Annotated in this window: 10 protein-coding genes and 1 pseudogene; 4 read left to right on the top strand and 7 right to left on the bottom strand. The window is 71.6% G+C overall.

Annotated features, from left to right (window positions below; all coding sequences use genetic code 11):
- Positions 1–99: 99 nt before the first annotated feature.
- From ACWD4O_RS33295 to ACWD4O_RS33280, 4 genes are all read left to right on the top strand, one after another.
- Positions 100–1,782 carry a thiamine pyrophosphate-binding protein gene (locus ACWD4O_RS33295; RefSeq protein ID WP_451285613.1) on the top strand — a complete coding sequence of 561 codons (1,683 nt, stop codon included), beginning with the start codon at positions 100–102 and terminating at the stop codon, positions 1,780–1,782.
- Positions 1,783–1,792: 10 nt separating this feature from the next.
- Positions 1,793–3,043 carry a formyl-CoA transferase gene (frc, locus tag ACWD4O_RS33290; RefSeq protein ID WP_451285611.1) on the top strand — a complete coding sequence of 417 codons (1,251 nt, stop codon included), beginning with the start codon at positions 1,793–1,795 and terminating at the stop codon, positions 3,041–3,043.
- A 4-nt stretch (positions 3,044–3,047) separates the two neighbouring features.
- Positions 3,048–5,192, top strand: a complete 2,145-nt coding sequence (locus tag ACWD4O_RS33285) for an acetate--CoA ligase family protein (RefSeq protein WP_451285609.1) — start codon at positions 3,048–3,050, stop codon at positions 5,190–5,192.
- 122 nt (positions 5,193–5,314) lie between these two features.
- The gene (locus tag ACWD4O_RS33280) at positions 5,315–6,703 is read left to right on the top strand and encodes an OFA family MFS transporter (RefSeq protein ID WP_451285607.1); all 1,389 of its coding nucleotides are present in this window, start codon (positions 5,315–5,317) and stop codon (positions 6,701–6,703) included.
- Positions 6,704–6,878: 175 nt separating this feature from the next.
- Here ACWD4O_RS33280 and ACWD4O_RS33275 read toward each other — a convergent pair whose 3' ends face one another.
- The 7 genes and pseudogenes from ACWD4O_RS33275 to ACWD4O_RS33245 all read right to left on the bottom strand — a co-directional run bounded on the left by ACWD4O_RS33275 (position 6,879) and on the right by ACWD4O_RS33245 (position 14,905).
- A complete protein-coding gene (locus ACWD4O_RS33275; protein ID WP_451285605.1) occupies positions 6,879–8,045 on the bottom strand; it encodes a sugar phosphate isomerase/epimerase family protein in 1,167 nt (388 codons plus the stop codon).
- Positions 8,046–8,234: 189 nt separating this feature from the next.
- On the bottom strand, positions 8,235–9,629 hold the full coding sequence (locus ACWD4O_RS33270) for an alkaline phosphatase family protein (RefSeq protein WP_451285603.1): 1,395 nt from the start codon (positions 9,627–9,629) through the stop codon (positions 8,235–8,237).
- On the bottom strand, positions 9,626–10,831 hold the full coding sequence (gene eboE / locus ACWD4O_RS33265; protein ID WP_451285601.1) for a metabolite traffic protein EboE: 1,206 nt from the start codon (positions 10,829–10,831) through the stop codon (positions 9,626–9,628). The genes ACWD4O_RS33270 and eboE overlap by 4 nt, the downstream gene beginning before the upstream one ends.
- Positions 10,832–10,834: 3 nt before the next feature.
- Positions 10,835–11,683 carry a TatD family hydrolase gene (locus ACWD4O_RS33260; RefSeq protein WP_451285599.1) on the bottom strand — a complete coding sequence of 283 codons (849 nt, stop codon included), beginning with the start codon at positions 11,681–11,683 and terminating at the stop codon, positions 10,835–10,837.
- A gap of 236 nt (positions 11,684–11,919) precedes the next feature.
- Positions 11,920–12,603 (bottom strand): annotated as a pseudogene (locus tag ACWD4O_RS33255) (EboA domain-containing protein); the annotation flags it as partial.
- A complete protein-coding gene (locus ACWD4O_RS33250) occupies positions 12,600–13,628 on the bottom strand; it encodes a sugar phosphate isomerase/epimerase family protein (protein ID WP_451285673.1) in 1,029 nt (342 codons plus the stop codon). The pseudogene ACWD4O_RS33255 and the gene ACWD4O_RS33250, both read right to left, overlap by 4 nt.
- A 23-nt stretch (positions 13,629–13,651) precedes the next feature.
- Positions 13,652–14,905 carry an inositol-3-phosphate synthase gene (locus ACWD4O_RS33245; RefSeq protein WP_451285597.1) on the bottom strand — a complete coding sequence of 418 codons (1,254 nt, stop codon included), beginning with the start codon at positions 14,903–14,905 and terminating at the stop codon, positions 13,652–13,654.
- Between the last annotated feature and the right edge of the window lie 150 nt (positions 14,906–15,055).

Genomic DNA, 15,055 nt, shown 5'->3' with positions numbered 1-15,055 from the left:
CATCGGATGCGGGATAACAAGCTTCATACAGTATTCGTCGACTGTATGCAATGTACCGCGAGAGCCTGCCAACCCCCTACGAAGGGACGGGACTTCGCCATGCCCGACGACACCCAGGACATGATTTCCGGTGGTCATCTCGTTGCCAAGGCGCTGAAGGCAGAGGGGGTCGACCGCATCTACACCTTGTGCGGCGGCCACATCATCGACATCTACGACGGCTGCGTAGACGAGGGCATAGAAGTCGTCGACGTACGCCACGAACAGGTCGCCGCCCACGCCGCCGACGGCTATGCACGCATCACCGGCAAGCCCGGCTGCGCGGTCGTCACCGCCGGGCCCGGCACCACCGACGCCGTGACCGGCGTCGCCAACGCCTTCCGCGCGGAGTCCCCGATGCTGCTCATCGGCGGCCAGGGGGCGCTCACCCAGCACAAGATGGGGTCCCTGCAGGACCTTCCGCACGTCGACATGATGACGCCGATCACCAAGTTCGCGGCGGCCGTGCCGGACACGGCACGCGCGGCGGACATGGTGTCGATGGCGTTCCGCGAGTGCTACCACGGCGCGCCCGGGCCCTCCTTCCTGGAGATCCCACGCGACGTCCTGGACGCCAAGGTGCCCGTGGCCAAGGCGCGTGTGCCGAGGCCCGGCGCCTACCGGGCCTCCACCCGCTCGGCCGGCGACCCCGAAGCCGTCGAGAAACTCGCCGACCTGCTGGTGCACGCCGAGAAGCCCGCGATCCTGCTCGGCAGCCAGGTGTGGACGACGCGGGGCACCGAAGCGGCCATCGACCTGGTGCGGACGCTGAACATCCCGGCGTACATGAACGGCGCCGCCCGCGGCACCCTGCCCCCCGGCGACCCGCACCACTTCCAGCTGTCGCGCCGCTACGCCTTCTCGAACGCCGACGTGATCGTGATCGTCGGCACGCCCTTCGACTTCCGCATGGGCTACGGCAAGCGGCTGTCGCCGGACGCGACCGTCGTCCAGATCGACCTCGACTACCGCACGGTCGGCAAGAACCGCGACATCGACCTCGGGATCGTCGGCGATGCGGGACTCGTGCTGAAGTCCGTCGCCGAGGCCGCCACGGGTCGCGTCAACGGCGGGGCGTCCAGGCGCAAGGAGTGGCTCGACGAGCTGCGCGCCGCCGAGCAGACCGCCATCGACAAGCGGCTCCCGCAGCTGCGCTCGGACTCCTCGCCCATCCACCCCTACCGCCTGGTCAGCGAGATCAACGACTTCCTCACCGAGGACTCGATCTACATCGGCGACGGCGGCGACATCGTCACCTTCTCCGGGCAGGTCGTGCAGCCCAAGTCGCCGGGCCACTGGATGGACCCGGGCCCGCTGGGCACCCTCGGCGTCGGCGTCCCCTTCGTGCTCGCCGCCAAGCAGGCGCGGCCCGACAAGGAGGTCGTCGCCCTCTTCGGCGACGGCGCGTTCTCCCTGACCGGCTGGGACTTCGAGACCCTTGTGCGTTACGCCCTCCCGTTCGTCGGCATCGTCGGCAACAACTCCTCCATGAACCAGATCCGCTACGGCCAGGCCGCCAAGTACGGCCCTGAGCGCGCGCGGGTCGGCAACACCCTCGGCGACGTCCACTACGACAAGTTCGCGCAGATGCTGGGCGGTCACGGCGAGGAGGTGCGCGACCCCGCCGACATCGGACCCGCCCTGCAGCGCGCCCGCGAGTCGGGCAAGCCGTCGCTGATCAACGTCTGGGTCGACCCGGACGCCTACGCCCCCGGAACGATGAACCAGACGATGTACAAGTGAGGTGCCCCCGATGACCCCCATCACAGGAACGGCCGGCAAGGCTCTCGAAGGCATCCGCGTCCTCGACATGACGCACGTCCAGTCGGGCCCGTCCGCGACCCAGCTGCTCGCCTGGCTCGGTGCGGACGTCGTCAAGCTGGAGGCGCCCTCCGGCGACATCACGCGCAAGCAGTTGCGCGACCTCCCGGACGTCGACTCCCTCTACTTCACGATGCTCAACTGCAACAAGCGGAGCATCACCCTCAACACCAAGACCGAGCGCGGCAAGGAGATCCTCACCGAGCTGATCCGGCGCTCCGACGTCATGGTCGAGAACTTCGGTCCGGGCGCGGTCGACCGTATGGGCTTCACCTGGGACCGCATCCAGGAGATCAATCCGCGGATCGTCTATGCCTCCATCAAGGGGTTCGGGGACGGCCCGTACACCGACTTCAAGGCGTACGAGGTCGTCGCTCAGGCCATGGGCGGGTCGATGTCGACCACCGGTTTCGAGGACGGGCCGCCGCTGGCGACGGGGGCCCAGATCGGGGACTCGGGGACGGGTGTGCACGCCGTCGCGGGGATTCTCGCGGCGCTGTACCAGCGGGAGAACACCGGGCGTGGGCAGCGGGTCAACGTGGCCATGCAGCATGCCGTGCTCAACCTCTGCCGGGTGAAGTTGCGCGACCAGCAGCGCCTGGCCCATGGACCGCTCGCCGAATATCCCAACGACGACTTCGGCGACGAGGTTCCCCGGTCCGGAAACGCGTCCGGCGGCGGCCAGCCCGGCTGGGCGGTCAAGTGCGCGCCGGGCGGCCCCAACGACTACGTGTACGTCATCGTGCAGCCCGTCGGCTGGCGGCCGATCAGCGAGCTCGTCGGCCGGCCCGAGCTGGCCGACGACCCCGAGTGGGCGACGCCCGAGGCCCGGCTGCCCAAGCTCACCAAGATGTTCCAGCTGATCGAGGAGTGGTCCTCGACCCTGCCCAAGTGGGAGGTGCTGGAGAAGCTCAACTCCCACAACATCCCGTGCGGACCGATCCTGTCCACCAGGGAGATCATCGAGGACGAGTCGCTGGCCGCCAACGAGATGGTGGTCCGCGTGGCGCACCCGCAGCGCGGCGAGTTCGTGACCGTGGGCAGTCCCCTGAAGCTCTCCGACTCCCCCGTCGAGGTGACCGGCTCACCGCTGCTCGGCGAGCACAACGAAGAGGTCTACATCGGCGAGCTCGGCCTCGGGGACGAGGAACTGCGCCTGCTCAAGTCGAACGGGGTGATCTGACGTGATGGCCGAGGACCGGGCGCCGAGGGTGCGCGCACTGCTCGACGCGGTGCGGGCCGAGGGACGGACCGCGCTGACCGCGCCCGAGGGCAAGGTGATCGCCGACGCGTACGGGATCGCCGTGCCGGGCGAGGAGCTGGCGAGGGACGTCGAGGAGGCCGTCGCGTACGCGGCGCGCTTCGGCGGGCCCGTGGTGATGAAGATCGTCTCGCCGGACATCCTGCACAAGACCGACGCCGGCGGAGTGGTCGTCGGGGTGCAGGGCGCGTCGGACGTGCGGGCGGCGTTCCACGCGATCGTCGAGAACGCGCGCGCGTACGACGCCGCCGCCCGGATCGAGGGCGTGCAGATCCAGGAGCTGCTGCCGCAGGGCCTGGAGGTCATCGTCGGCGCGGTCACCGACCCGACGTTCGGCAAGGTCGTGGCGTTCGGGCTCGGCGGGGTGCTCGTGGAGGTGCTCAAGGACGTCACGTTCCGGCTGGCTCCCGTGGACGCCGACGAGGCGCTGTCGATGCTGGACTCGATCCGGGCGGCGGAGATCCTGCGCGGGGTGCGCGGACAGGCGGCCGTGGACCGGTGGGCGATCGCCGAGCAGATCCGGCGGGTCTCCCGACTGGTCGCGGACTTCCCGGAGATCGCCGAGGTGGACCTCAACCCGGTGATCGCCACGCCCGAGGGCGCGGTCGCCGCCGACATCCGGGTGATCCTGTCCGACGCGCCCGTCAAGGAACGGCGTCGCTACACGCGCGCGGAGATCCTCACCTCGATGCGCCGGCTGATGCAGCCGAACTCCGTGGCCGTGATCGGCGCCTCCAACGAGCAGGGCAAGATCGGCAACTCGGTGATGCGCAACCTCGTCGACGGCGGCTTCGCCGGGGACATCCATCCGGTGAACCCCCGGGCCGATGACATCGTGGGCCGCAAGGCGTACAAGAGTGTCACCGACGTTCCCGGAGAGGTGGATGTGGCGGTCTTCGCGATACCCGCCAAGTTCGTGGCCGCGGCCCTGGAGGAGGTGGGACGCAAGAACATCCCGAACGCCGTGCTGATCCCCTCCGGGTTCGCGGAGACCGGGGAACACGCGCTCCAGGACGAGATCGTGGCCATCGCCGAGCGCTACGGCGTCCGGCTGCTCGGGCCGAACATCTACGGCTACTACTCGACCTGGCAGGACCTGTGCGCCACGTTCTGCACTCCGTACGACGTCAAGGGCGGGGTCGCGCTGACCTCGCAGTCCGGTGGCATCGGGATGGCCATCCTGGGCTTCGCGCGCACCACCAGGACGGGCGTGTCGGCGATCGTGGGGCTCGGCAACAAGTCGGACCTGGACGAGGACGACCTGCTGACCTGGTTCGGCGAGGACCCGCACACCGACTGCATCGCGATGCACCTGGAGGACCTCAAGGACGGGCGCGCCTTCGTGGAGGCCGCGCGGGCGACCGTGCCGAAGAAACCGGTCGTCGTCCTCAAGGCGGGCCGAACGGCGGCGGGCGCCAGGGCGGCCGGTTCGCACACGGGCGCGCTCGCGGGCGACGACGCCGTGTACGACGACATCCTGAAACAGGCCGGCGTCATCAGGGCTCCCGGGCTGAACGACATGCTGGAGTACGCGCGCGCGTTGCCGGTGCTTCCCACCCCCAAGGGCGACAACATCGTCATCGTCACCGGGGCCGGCGGCAGCGGTGTGCTCCTCTCGGACGCGGTGATCGACAACGGTCTGTCGCTCATGGAGATCCCGCCGGATCTCGACGCGGCCTTCAGGAAGTTCATCCCGCCGTTCGGTGCGGCGGGCAACCCGGTGGACATCACCGGGGGCGAGCCGCCGTCCACGTACGAGGCGACGATCCGGCTGGGGCTGGAGGACCCGCGCATCCATGCGCTGGTGCTCGGCTACTGGCACACGATCGTCACTCCCCCGATGGTCTTCGCGGAGCTCACCGCGCGCGTGGTGGCCGAATTCCGCGAACGCGGCATCGAGAAGCCCGTCGTGGCGTCGCTCGCGGGTGACGTCGAGGTCGAGGAGGCCTGTCAGTACCTGTACGAGCGGGGGGTCGTGGCGTACCCGTACACGACCGAGAAGCCGGTGGCCGTGCTCGGTGCGAAGTATCGCTGGGCGCGGGCGGCAGGACTGTTGGGAGCGCCGTCATGAGGTGAGCGAGGGCGGGGGCGGCCGACGGGTGCGCGTCGGCCGCCCCCGGGACCCGTGCGCGCACGAAAGGCATTGGACAGGGGGCGCTGGCCAGAACTTTCGACGCTAGGGGTGCGACACACATGACAACCACCGACATCTCGACCTCCCTCCCCTACCGGGAGGTGGCGGACCGCAACGGCCGCGTGTACCGGCTCGGGGAGACCGACCGGGACATCATGGGACGGCCACGATGGACCATGGTGCTCTTCCCGTGGATGGGCATGCTGGGCATCAGCTCTTCGGAGTACGCGTTCACGTCCGCCGAGGACACCCTGCACGAGGCCCATCTGTGGAGCAGTGGGCACATCTTCTGGCTGATGGGCGTCTGGGTGTTCTTCCAGGCCGCCGTCGCCTTCCCCGCCGGGCAGCTGCGGGAGAGCGGCAGGCTCCCCGCGCGGTACGCGATGCTGCTGGGCGCGCTGGGCACGGTCCTGGGGTATCTCTCGCTGGCCTTCGCGCCGCATGTGATCGTCGCCTACATCGGCTTCGGCATGTTCAGCGGCATCGGCGCCGGTCTCGTCTACGCGACGTGCGTGAACATGGTCGGCAAGTGGTATCCGGAGCGCAAGGGCGGCAAGACCGGCATGGTCAACGGCGGTTTCGCCTACGGCTCGGTGCCCTTCGTCTTCCTGTTCACCTCGTACATGGACCTGAGCAACTACAAGAGCGTCCTGGTCATGGTGGGCGTCATCTGCTGCTCGGTCGTGGCGTTCGCCGGGTGGTTCTTCAAGGACCCGCCGAAGAACTGGTGGCCGCCGCACGTGGACCCGCTGAGGGCCACCGACGACCCGAAGATCCGCCGGGCCCTGGAGAAGAACCCGCCGGCGGTCAAGCAGTACACCCCCAGGGAGGCCGCTCGTACCCCCGTCCTGTGGATGATGTGGTTCTGCCTGCTGTGCACGGCCGGCATCAACATCTTCGGCATCGCCTTCCAGGTGCCGTTCGGCAAGGACATGGGCTTCGCGGGCGGGATCGTGGCCACGGCGATGTCCCTGAAGGCCATCGTCAACGGCACCGGGCGCGGTGTCATCGGCTGGATATCGGACCGCTACGGGCGGCGCAACACCCTGATCATCGTGTGCATCGTGCTCGGCACCGCGCAGTTCGGCGTGCTGATCTCCGGCCAGATGGGCAGCATGCCGTTCTTCCTGTTCTGCTCCATGGTCTCCGGCTTCGGCGGCGGCGCGATCTTCCCGCTGTTCGCCGCCATGACGGCGGACTACTTCGGCGAGAACAACAACGCCACCAACTACGGGATGGTCTACAGCTCCAAGCTGATCTCGGGTCTCGTGGGCTCCGGCGTGGGCTCCATCGTGGTCGGCGTGTGGGACTACGAGGGCGCGTTCGTCATCGCCGGTTCCATCGGGCTCGCCTCCGCCGTCCTGGCCACCTTCCTGAAGGCCCCGGGCCGGCCGAAAGCACAGCGCATCGCTCCCAACCCGCAGCCGCTCGGCGAGGAGACGGCGTGAGACGGATTGAGACGACGCTGCGGCGGCCGGGGCGGACGAGTCGGGCGAACCGGGCTCCGCAACCGCGGCCCGCGAGCTGACCGCACGGCTTCGCCGCCCTCCGGCGGACAGGCACCGGACGGCCGGACGGCCCTCCCCACGCGGCATGTCGCGGGGAGGGCCGTCCGGCGTGTCGTCAGTGGCGCTTCTTGCGCAGCGCCGCCAGGTTGTCGTAGCCGATCTTCGCGTACGCCAGCGACTGCGCGGGGTCGGTGGCGCTCGGGGCGTTGTCCTGCTCGACCATCGGGTTGTGGTAGTCCCGCTCGCCGACGCGCGAGAAGAACGTCCGGTAGTCGATCACGCCGGCGCCGAACGGCACCATGTCGTACCCCATGCCGTTCGTCGTGTTGACCGTGCCGTCCTTGGCGTGGAAGAGCGGGTAGCGCTTGTTGTTGCAGGCGACGAGCCCCGCCGGGTCGAAGACCTTCTCCCGGACGGAGCCGTCGTGGGCGGTGTACGTGTGGAACTTGTACTGGGCCACGTGCGCCCAGAAGACGTCCATCTCCAGCCAGACCGACTTCGGGTCGGTGACCTTCAGGAAGTACTCCAGCTTCCGGATGCCGGAGCTGCGGGTCGGGCGGCCCTGGGCGTCCGACGGACCCCCGTCGAGCAGGAAGCCGTACGCCGCGTCGTGGTTGTGGGTGTAGAGCTTGATGCCCTCGCGGCGGGCGATGCGGCCCAGCGCGTTCCACTTGTCGGCGGCCACGTCCCAGTCGGCCCGGTAGGAGCTGCCGGTGGGGTCGCCGCCGGTGCCCATGTGCGCCATGCCGAGGATGTTGGCGATCTCCAGGTGCTTCTTGAAGGTGTCCAGATCGGCCGTGGTGAGCGGCCAGGACGGCGGTATGAAGCCGTGGTTGCCCTGCGCGCGCAGCCCGTGGTCGTCGAGCCACCCGCGCAGCAGCCTGGCGCCTGCGACGGACTCCAGGCTCGCGCCGCCCGGGGCGTTGGCGTGCTGGCCGTATCCGGCGAACTCCACCTGCCGGTAGCCGAATCGCGAGAGCTGCTTGAAGACCTCGCGGAAGCCGGAGGGCAGGTCGGTGGCGAGCGGGTCGCGGCCCGTCGCGTCGCGGACGGTGTACAGGATGATGCCGCGCCGGTCGGCGGGGACGAGTGTCTCGCCGCCGTGGTCGTGGCCTCTGCCCCGGTCCTGTGCCTGGGCCGCGGCGGGTGCGGCGCCGAGGACGGGGGCGGCGATCACCGCGGTCGCGGCGGCGGTGCAGGTGCTGAGGAAACGGCGGCGGTTGACGCCGAGAGCGCGACGCAGGGCGTCGCCGGTTCCGGATTCGTCGTTGAACGCGGTCACGGTTTCTCTCTTTCGGGTCGGTGTTCAGCGGTGGCGGGTGCCGGGCGGTCTGCCGCTCGCGCCCGGGTCGGGCCCGTGGCGTGCCAAGGAAACTCCCAGGTCAAAAGCGCGTGGAGCGTGCGGCGGACGCGTTGTCAGTGGCGCGTGCTTCACTTTCTGTAGTCGCTCGTCACGGCTTGTCAGGTCTCGTCAGCCGAGGCCGGCCAGGTCGAGCAGCAGGGATTTCACTTCGGTGGCCGCGACGCGGCCGGATACAGCGCGGGGGGTGGAGCAGATGAGGAGCGGACCGTCGTCGTCGCTCGTGGGAAGGCGGCCGTGGCTGCCGCGAACAGGTGAGGGATCGAGAGGCACGACCGCCATGCGGTAGCGCATGCCGAGCTTCTTGCGGGCCAGCGCCGTGGCCGCCTTGACCTTCGCATAGGGGTCATGGGGGTCTATGAACAGCTCGACCGGGTCGTAGCCGGGTTTGCGGTGGATCTCGACGAGGCGTGCGAAGTCGGGCGCGCGGGCGTCGTCGAGCCAGTAGTAGTACGTGAACCAGGCGTCCGGCTCCGCCACCGCGACGAGTTCGCCGGAGCGCGGATGGTCGAGGTGGTGCGCCTTCTTGCCCTCGTCGTCGAGGAGTTGCTCGATGCCGGGCAGATCGGCGAGCACGGCGCGGACGGCGTCCAGGTCCTCGGGGCGGCGCACGTAGACATGGGCGATCTGGTGGTCGGCGACGGCGAACGCGCGGGACGCCATGGGGTCGAGGTACTCCATGCCGTCCTGGGTGTGCACCTCCAGCAGTCCGGCGCGGCGCAGGGCGCGGTTGACGTCCACGGGCCGGCTCACCGGGGTGATGCCGTACTCGGAGAGCGCGACGACGGTACGGCCCTCGGCGCGCGCGTCGGCCAGGAGCGGGGCCAGGGCCCGGTCCAGGTCGCCGGCGGCCTTCAGGGAGCGGGGGTCGTCGGGGCCGTGGCGCTGCAGGTCGTAGTCGAGGTGAGGGAGGTAGCAGAGCGTCAGATCAGGGTGACGGGTGCGGATGATGTGGCGGGTGGCGGCGATGATCCAGCGGCTGGACGTCAGGTCCGCGCCGGGGCCCCAGAAGCGGAAGAGGGGGAAGGTGCCGAACGCGGCGGTGAGTTCGTCGTGCAGCGCCGCGGGCCGCGTGTAGCAGTCGGGTTCCTTGCGGCCGTCGGAATAGTAGATCGGACGAGGGGTGACGGTGATGTCGGTGTCGGCGCCCATCGCGTACCACCAGCAGATGTTGGCGACCGTGTAGCCGGGGTGGGCGCGGCGGGCGGCGTCCCACAGTTTGTCCCCGGCGACGAGTCCGTTGTGCTGGCGCCACAGCAGGACGTCGCCGAGCTCGCGGAAGTACCAGCCGTTGCCGACGATGCCGTGCTCGGCGGGGTGGGTGCCGGTGAGGAAGGTGGACTGGGCGGCGCAGGTGACGGCGGGCAGGACGGTCCCGAGCGCGGCCCGGGAGCCGGCCCGGGAGAGCGCCCGGAGGTGGGGCATGTGGTCGAGGAGACGGGGGGTGAGACCTACGACGTCCAGGACGAGGAGTGGGGTGGGGGCCGCTGTGCTGTGGGCCGTCACGGCAGCTCCTTGAGGCCGAGGTCCGTCAGGAGGTCGCGGGCGAAGGCGAGTTCGGCGGCGATGCCGTCGGCGAGCTGGGACCGGGCGCGCGGACGCAGCTCGGGTGGGAGTGCCTGCCAGGTGTAGGTCTCGACCTCGAGGTGCCGGGTGAGCGGGTGCGGGCCGCCGACGAGGCGGGTCAGCGCGGCCTTGAGCACCGGGAGCGTCGCGGTGAGGGGCGCGACGGGGGCCGCGTGCAGGGGGATGTGGAAGTGGGCGCGCCAGGGCGTCCCGTCGGGCAGGGCGCCGCCGGCGAGGGCCTCGCCGAGGTCGTCGGTGCCGTGCAGGGCGGGGGCGGAGGCGGTTCCGGTGGCGGAAGGGGTTCGGGTGGCGGTGACCGTGCGGGTCTGGTGCAGGAAGCGGGGTTCGTCGAACTTGGCGAGGGCTTCGCGGACGGCTGGGAGACGGGGGTGTTCGGCGTGCAGGGCGGCTGACAGCTGGGATTTGACGATGGGGACGCGGGCCTCGGCCAGCGCGTCCAGGGCGGTGTCCGGGTCTTCGAAGGAGGTGGCGAGATGGCAGGTGTCGACGCAGACGCCGATGCGGTCGTGCGCGATCGCGGTGAGCGGGGTGAGGGCGTCGGCGGTGGTCTCGATGATGCAGCCGGGTTCCGGTTCGAGTCCGACGCGGACGGAGCGGCCGGTCAGGTCCGCCAGCGCGTCGAGGCGTTCGGCGAGGGTGACCAGGGCGGTGTGGGCTGTCTCGGCGCGGTCGGCGTCCCAGGCGGTGCGCCAGCCCAGCGGGAGGGTGGAGACGGTGCCCTCGGTGACGTCGTCGGGGAGGAGTCCGGCGAGGACCCGGGCCAGGGCCGTGGTGTGCTCGAGCCGTTCGGGGTCGGCCCAGTCCGGCTTGTACACCCGGTACTTGACCTCCTCGGCGCCGAAGCCCTCATAGGGGAAGCCGTTGAGGGTGACGACCTCCAGGCCGCGCCGGTCGAGTTCGGTGCGCAGCCCGCGCAGCGCCGCCGGGTCGGCGTCGAGTGCGCGGGCTGCGTCCCTGGCCAGCCACAGGCCGATGCCGAGCCGGTCGCGGCCGAGCCGGCGGCGGACGGGTTCGCAGTGGTCCCGGAGTTGCGCGAGGACGCCGTCGACGGTCTCGGCGGGGTGGACGTTGGTGCAGTAGGCGAGGTGGACGGTCGTGCCGTCGGGGTGGCGGAAGCGCATCGCTCACTCCCCGCCGCGCAGGATGGAGTTGCCCTCGTGGGTGGCGTCGAGGGTGGCCACGTCGAGCCGAAGCCGACCGCTGAGGCCGTAGAAGGCGACGGGGTTGCGCCACAGGACGAGATCGACGTCGTCCTCGGAGAAGCCCTCCGCAAGCATCAGGTCGGCGACCCTGCGCGTCTTGAGGGGGTCGCTCCTGCCCCAGTCCGCCGCCGAGTTCACCAGCGCCTTCTCGGGGCCGTGGACGCGCAGGATCTCGATCATGCGGTGCTCGTCCATCTTGGTGTCCGGATAGATGGAGAAGCCCAGCCAGCAGCCTGCGTCCTTGGCCTCTTTCACGGTGGTCTCGTTGAGGTGGTCGAGCAGGACCCGGTCCGGGGACAGGGCGGACTCCCGCACGACGTCGACGGTGCGGCGCAGACCGGCGAGCTTGTCGCGGTGCGGGGTGTGCACGAGCGCGGGCAGGGCGTGCTCGGCGGCCAGCTGGAGCTGGGCGGCCAGCGCGGCGTCCTCGGCGGGGGTCATCGAGTCGTAGCCGATCTCGCCGACGGCGACGACGTGGTCCTTGACCAGGTAGCGGGGCAGCTCCTGGAGGACGGCCGCACAGCGCGGGTCGTTCGCCTCCTTCGGGTTGAGGGCGAGCGTGCAGTGATGGGCGATGCCGTACTGGGCGGCCCGGAAGGGCTCCCACCCGAGGAGGGAGTCGAAGTAGTCGAAGAACGACGCCGGGGACGTGCGGGGCTGGCCCAGCCAGAACGACGGCTCCACGACGGCACGGACACCGGCCGCCTGCATCGCCTCGTAGTCGTCGGTGGTGCGCGAGGTCATGTGGATGTGGGGGTCGAAGATGCGCATCAGGACTCCTTGCCGTGGGGGTGGGCCGGGCGGTGGAAACTTCCCGTGCCGTGGAGGTCCGTGCGGTGGAGATCTGGGCGGTGGAGATCTGGGCGGCCGGGGCTGCGCGCCTGGTCCGGGCTGCTTGCCTCGTCCCGGCCGCCTGCCTCGTCCGGGCCGCCTGCCCGGTCCGGGCCGGTGGTGCGTGACGGCTGCGTGGTCTGTGCAGGGGGTGTCGGGCGGGAGGGCATGGCGGGCGGGGCAGGCGCGGCGGGGCTGCCTGTGTCGGTCAGCGCCAGGACGCGTTGCAGGTCACCGGGTACGGGGCGGCCGGCGGCGGTGCGTTCGGCGGCGTAGTCGCCGAGCATGCGGGCGAGTTCGCCGTCGGCGCGGGCGCGCTGTTCGAGGCCTGCCACCTCGTCGACGGGCACCCCGACGAACAGGCACTTCAGGACGGCGTGCCGCCAGGCATGGGCGTCGAGGTGGCGGGCCGCGTAGGGGCCGACCGCGGCGGCCAGGAGCCGGGTGTCGTGGGTGCGCAGGGCGTCCTCGACGAGCGGGCGGGCCTCGGGGCCGGGCACCAGGTGGGGCAGCGCGTGCAGGACCGCGCGCCGCTCGTCGGCGGTGCCCTGGTAGTAGACGCGGGCCAGGGCGGCCGGGTCGGCGCGGGCGGCGTGGAGGATGAGCACGCGGGCGGCGTCGGCGTACCGACCGCCGCAGCGGCGTCCGGCCTCGGCGAGCCTCAACTCCCAGACGGAGATGGGTCCGTGGGTGCCGGGGTGGGCGGCAGCCTCGTCGAGAGCCTGGCCGAACCAGGCGCGAGCGGCGCCGTCGAGCCGGGCGTCGAGCTGGCTGCGCAGGGCGTCGAGGGGAGTGCGGGCAGGGGTGGGGCCCGTCCGTTCCGCTTCCGGGGTCGCCGGGGCGGCGTGGGGGTGGGTCATGGGGTGCTCCCTTCCGGGGTGGCGGAGGGCTCGCCGGGTGGTGCGGCAGGCGGGTCCGCGGCCGGGTGGGGGCGACCCGGAGGCGGGGCGGCGGACGTGCGGTGGGTGGCCTCGGCGCATGCCGCCGCGCGACGGAGCAACGGGAGGGAGAGTTCGGCGTAGTGCGGGCCGGCGTGGGAGTGGCGGGGCAGTTCGACCACCGTCAGCCCGCGGTAGCCGGTGGCGGCCAGGGCCGCGAGGACGGCCGGGAAGTCGATCTCGCCCTCTCCGAGCGGGAGGTGTTCGTGGACGTCACGACGCATGTCCTCGATCTGGACGTGCCGCAGCCAGGGGCCGGCGGCGCGGACGCAGTCGGCGGGAGGGAGTGGTTCGAGGCACTGGCAGTGGCCGATGTCGAGGGTGAGGCCGAGGGACGCCGGGTCGCCGAGGCTGCGGCGCAGCCGGTGGAAGTCGGCGAGCGTCGCGAGAAGGTGGCCGGGCTCGGGCTCGATCGCGAGGGGGATGCCCGCGGTTGCGGCGGTGTCCAGGACGGGGGCGAGCGTGTCGGCGAGGCGCCGCCATGCCGTCTCCGGGTCGGTGCCCGGCGGCGTCGTCCCGCTGAAGCAGTGGACGGCGTGCGCGCCGAGGTCGCCGGCGATCCGGACGGCGCGCAGCAGCAGGTCGACGCGGCGGGCGCGGTCGTCCGGATCCGGGTCCAGCAGGGACGGCCCGTGCTTGCGGCGCGGGTCGAGGACATAGCGGGCGCCGGTCTCCACGGTGACGCCGAGCCCGAGCGCGTCCAGCCGCCGCGCGAGGCGTCGGGTGCGGGCGGCGAGGTCCGGGGCGAGCGGGTCGAGGTGCATGTGGTCGAGCGTCAGTCCGACGCCGTCGTAGCCGAGGTCGGCGAGGAGGCCGAGGGCGTCGTCGAGGCGGAGATCGGCGAGGCCGTTGGTGCCGTAGCCGAAGCGGAGCGGGGGCCGGGCGGTCTCCGCCTCCGCCTCCGTGTATCCGACGACTCCCCGCGTCGCCCTTCTGCCCCCGTTCACCCCGCTCACCCCGTTCACCCCGCTCACCCCGTCTCCCCGCCGGACCTCGTGCCGGACCCGCGCCGCGCGTCGGGGGTCTCCCGTCCGCCGCGGCCGCCGGCCTCGCCGCCGTCCTCGCCGCCTTCACGCGATTCGCCGGATTCGCCGGATTCGCGGGGCGCGCCCTTCAACCGCTGGGCGAACCGCTCCAGTTCCGTGTACTGCTCGGCCAGGGCCGACGACGCGTCGCCCACGGGGTCCTTGAAGAAGTAGGCGAGTTCGGCGAGCGGCCCGGACAGGGCCACTTCGTGGGCCCGGGCGGTGAGGCGGGCCAGATCGAGGACGAGGGGCGCCGCGAGCGCGGAGTCGCAGCCCTGCCAGATGGTCTGGAGGATCATGCGGGTGCCGAGGAAGCCGTCGAAGGCGACGTGGTCCCAGGCCGTCTTCCACTCCCCCAGGGCGGGGACGTCGTCGATGTGGACCCGGCCCTCGGGAGTGGTGCCCAGCGTGTCGGCGAGGACGCGTTCCTTGCCCGCGTTCTTCGCCTCGGCCGCGGCCGGGTCGGCCAGGGCGGCTCCGTCGCCGCCGCCCAGCAGGTTGGCGCCGGACCAGGCCCGGACGGCGAGCGCCCGCCCGGCGAACATCGGACCGAGGGCGGAGCGCAGCAGCGTCTGGCCGGTCTTGCCGTCGCGGCCCGCGTACGGCAGCCCGCTGGACTCCGCCAGGGAGGCGAGCGCCGGATGGTGCAGCCCCGTGGACGGGGTGAAGTTCACGTACGGGCAGCCCGCGCGCAGGGCGGCCGCCGCGTACAGCGAGCTGGGCGGCAGCGCGGGGCCGGTCGCCGCGGGTTCCGTGGAGGCCACGTTCACCACCACCGCACGCGCCAGCCCGGACCGTCGCACGAAGTCCCGTATGTCGGCGGCGAAGGCCGCGATCAGCTGTTCCTCGGTCCGGGTGTCCCCCGGGGCGGGGCCACCGGGTCTGATCTCCCGGTCGGCGGCGGTGAGTTCCGCGTCGACCGCCGTGGGGAGACCGAACGGGAGGACTCCGCCGGCCGCGAGCTGTTCGGCGCGTTTGGGCAGGGGGCAGTCGGTCGTGTCGTGTCCGCCGAACACGAGGCGGGACAGGGCTGGCAGGCCGGTGTCGGCGAAGGCGGGCGTCTCGGTGACCAGGCCCGTCGGCGGATGCAGGCCGGCCGTGACGGCGGCGTGTCCCGCGACCACCGTCGTGGCCACGGAACCTCGGGCCCCGATCAGCCAGACGCCGACGCGCGGGGTACGGGAGAGGGACACGGACATGAGCAGCCTCCTTGTCGTGCGCGAACCCCGGAGAACGAGGAGGAAGGGCGGGAGAGCGGGAGAGCGGGAGGGCGGGCCGGAGGTCCACCGCTGGGAAAGGGCAGGGTGGTGACGGCGGGCGGGGGTCCGGCGTCCCCCGCCCGCCGCCGT

The organism is Streptomyces sp. NPDC002623, from assembly GCF_053592635.1.
Note: the sequence above shows the minus strand (reverse complement) of the source record. Positions and strands in the feature narration are given on the sequence as shown.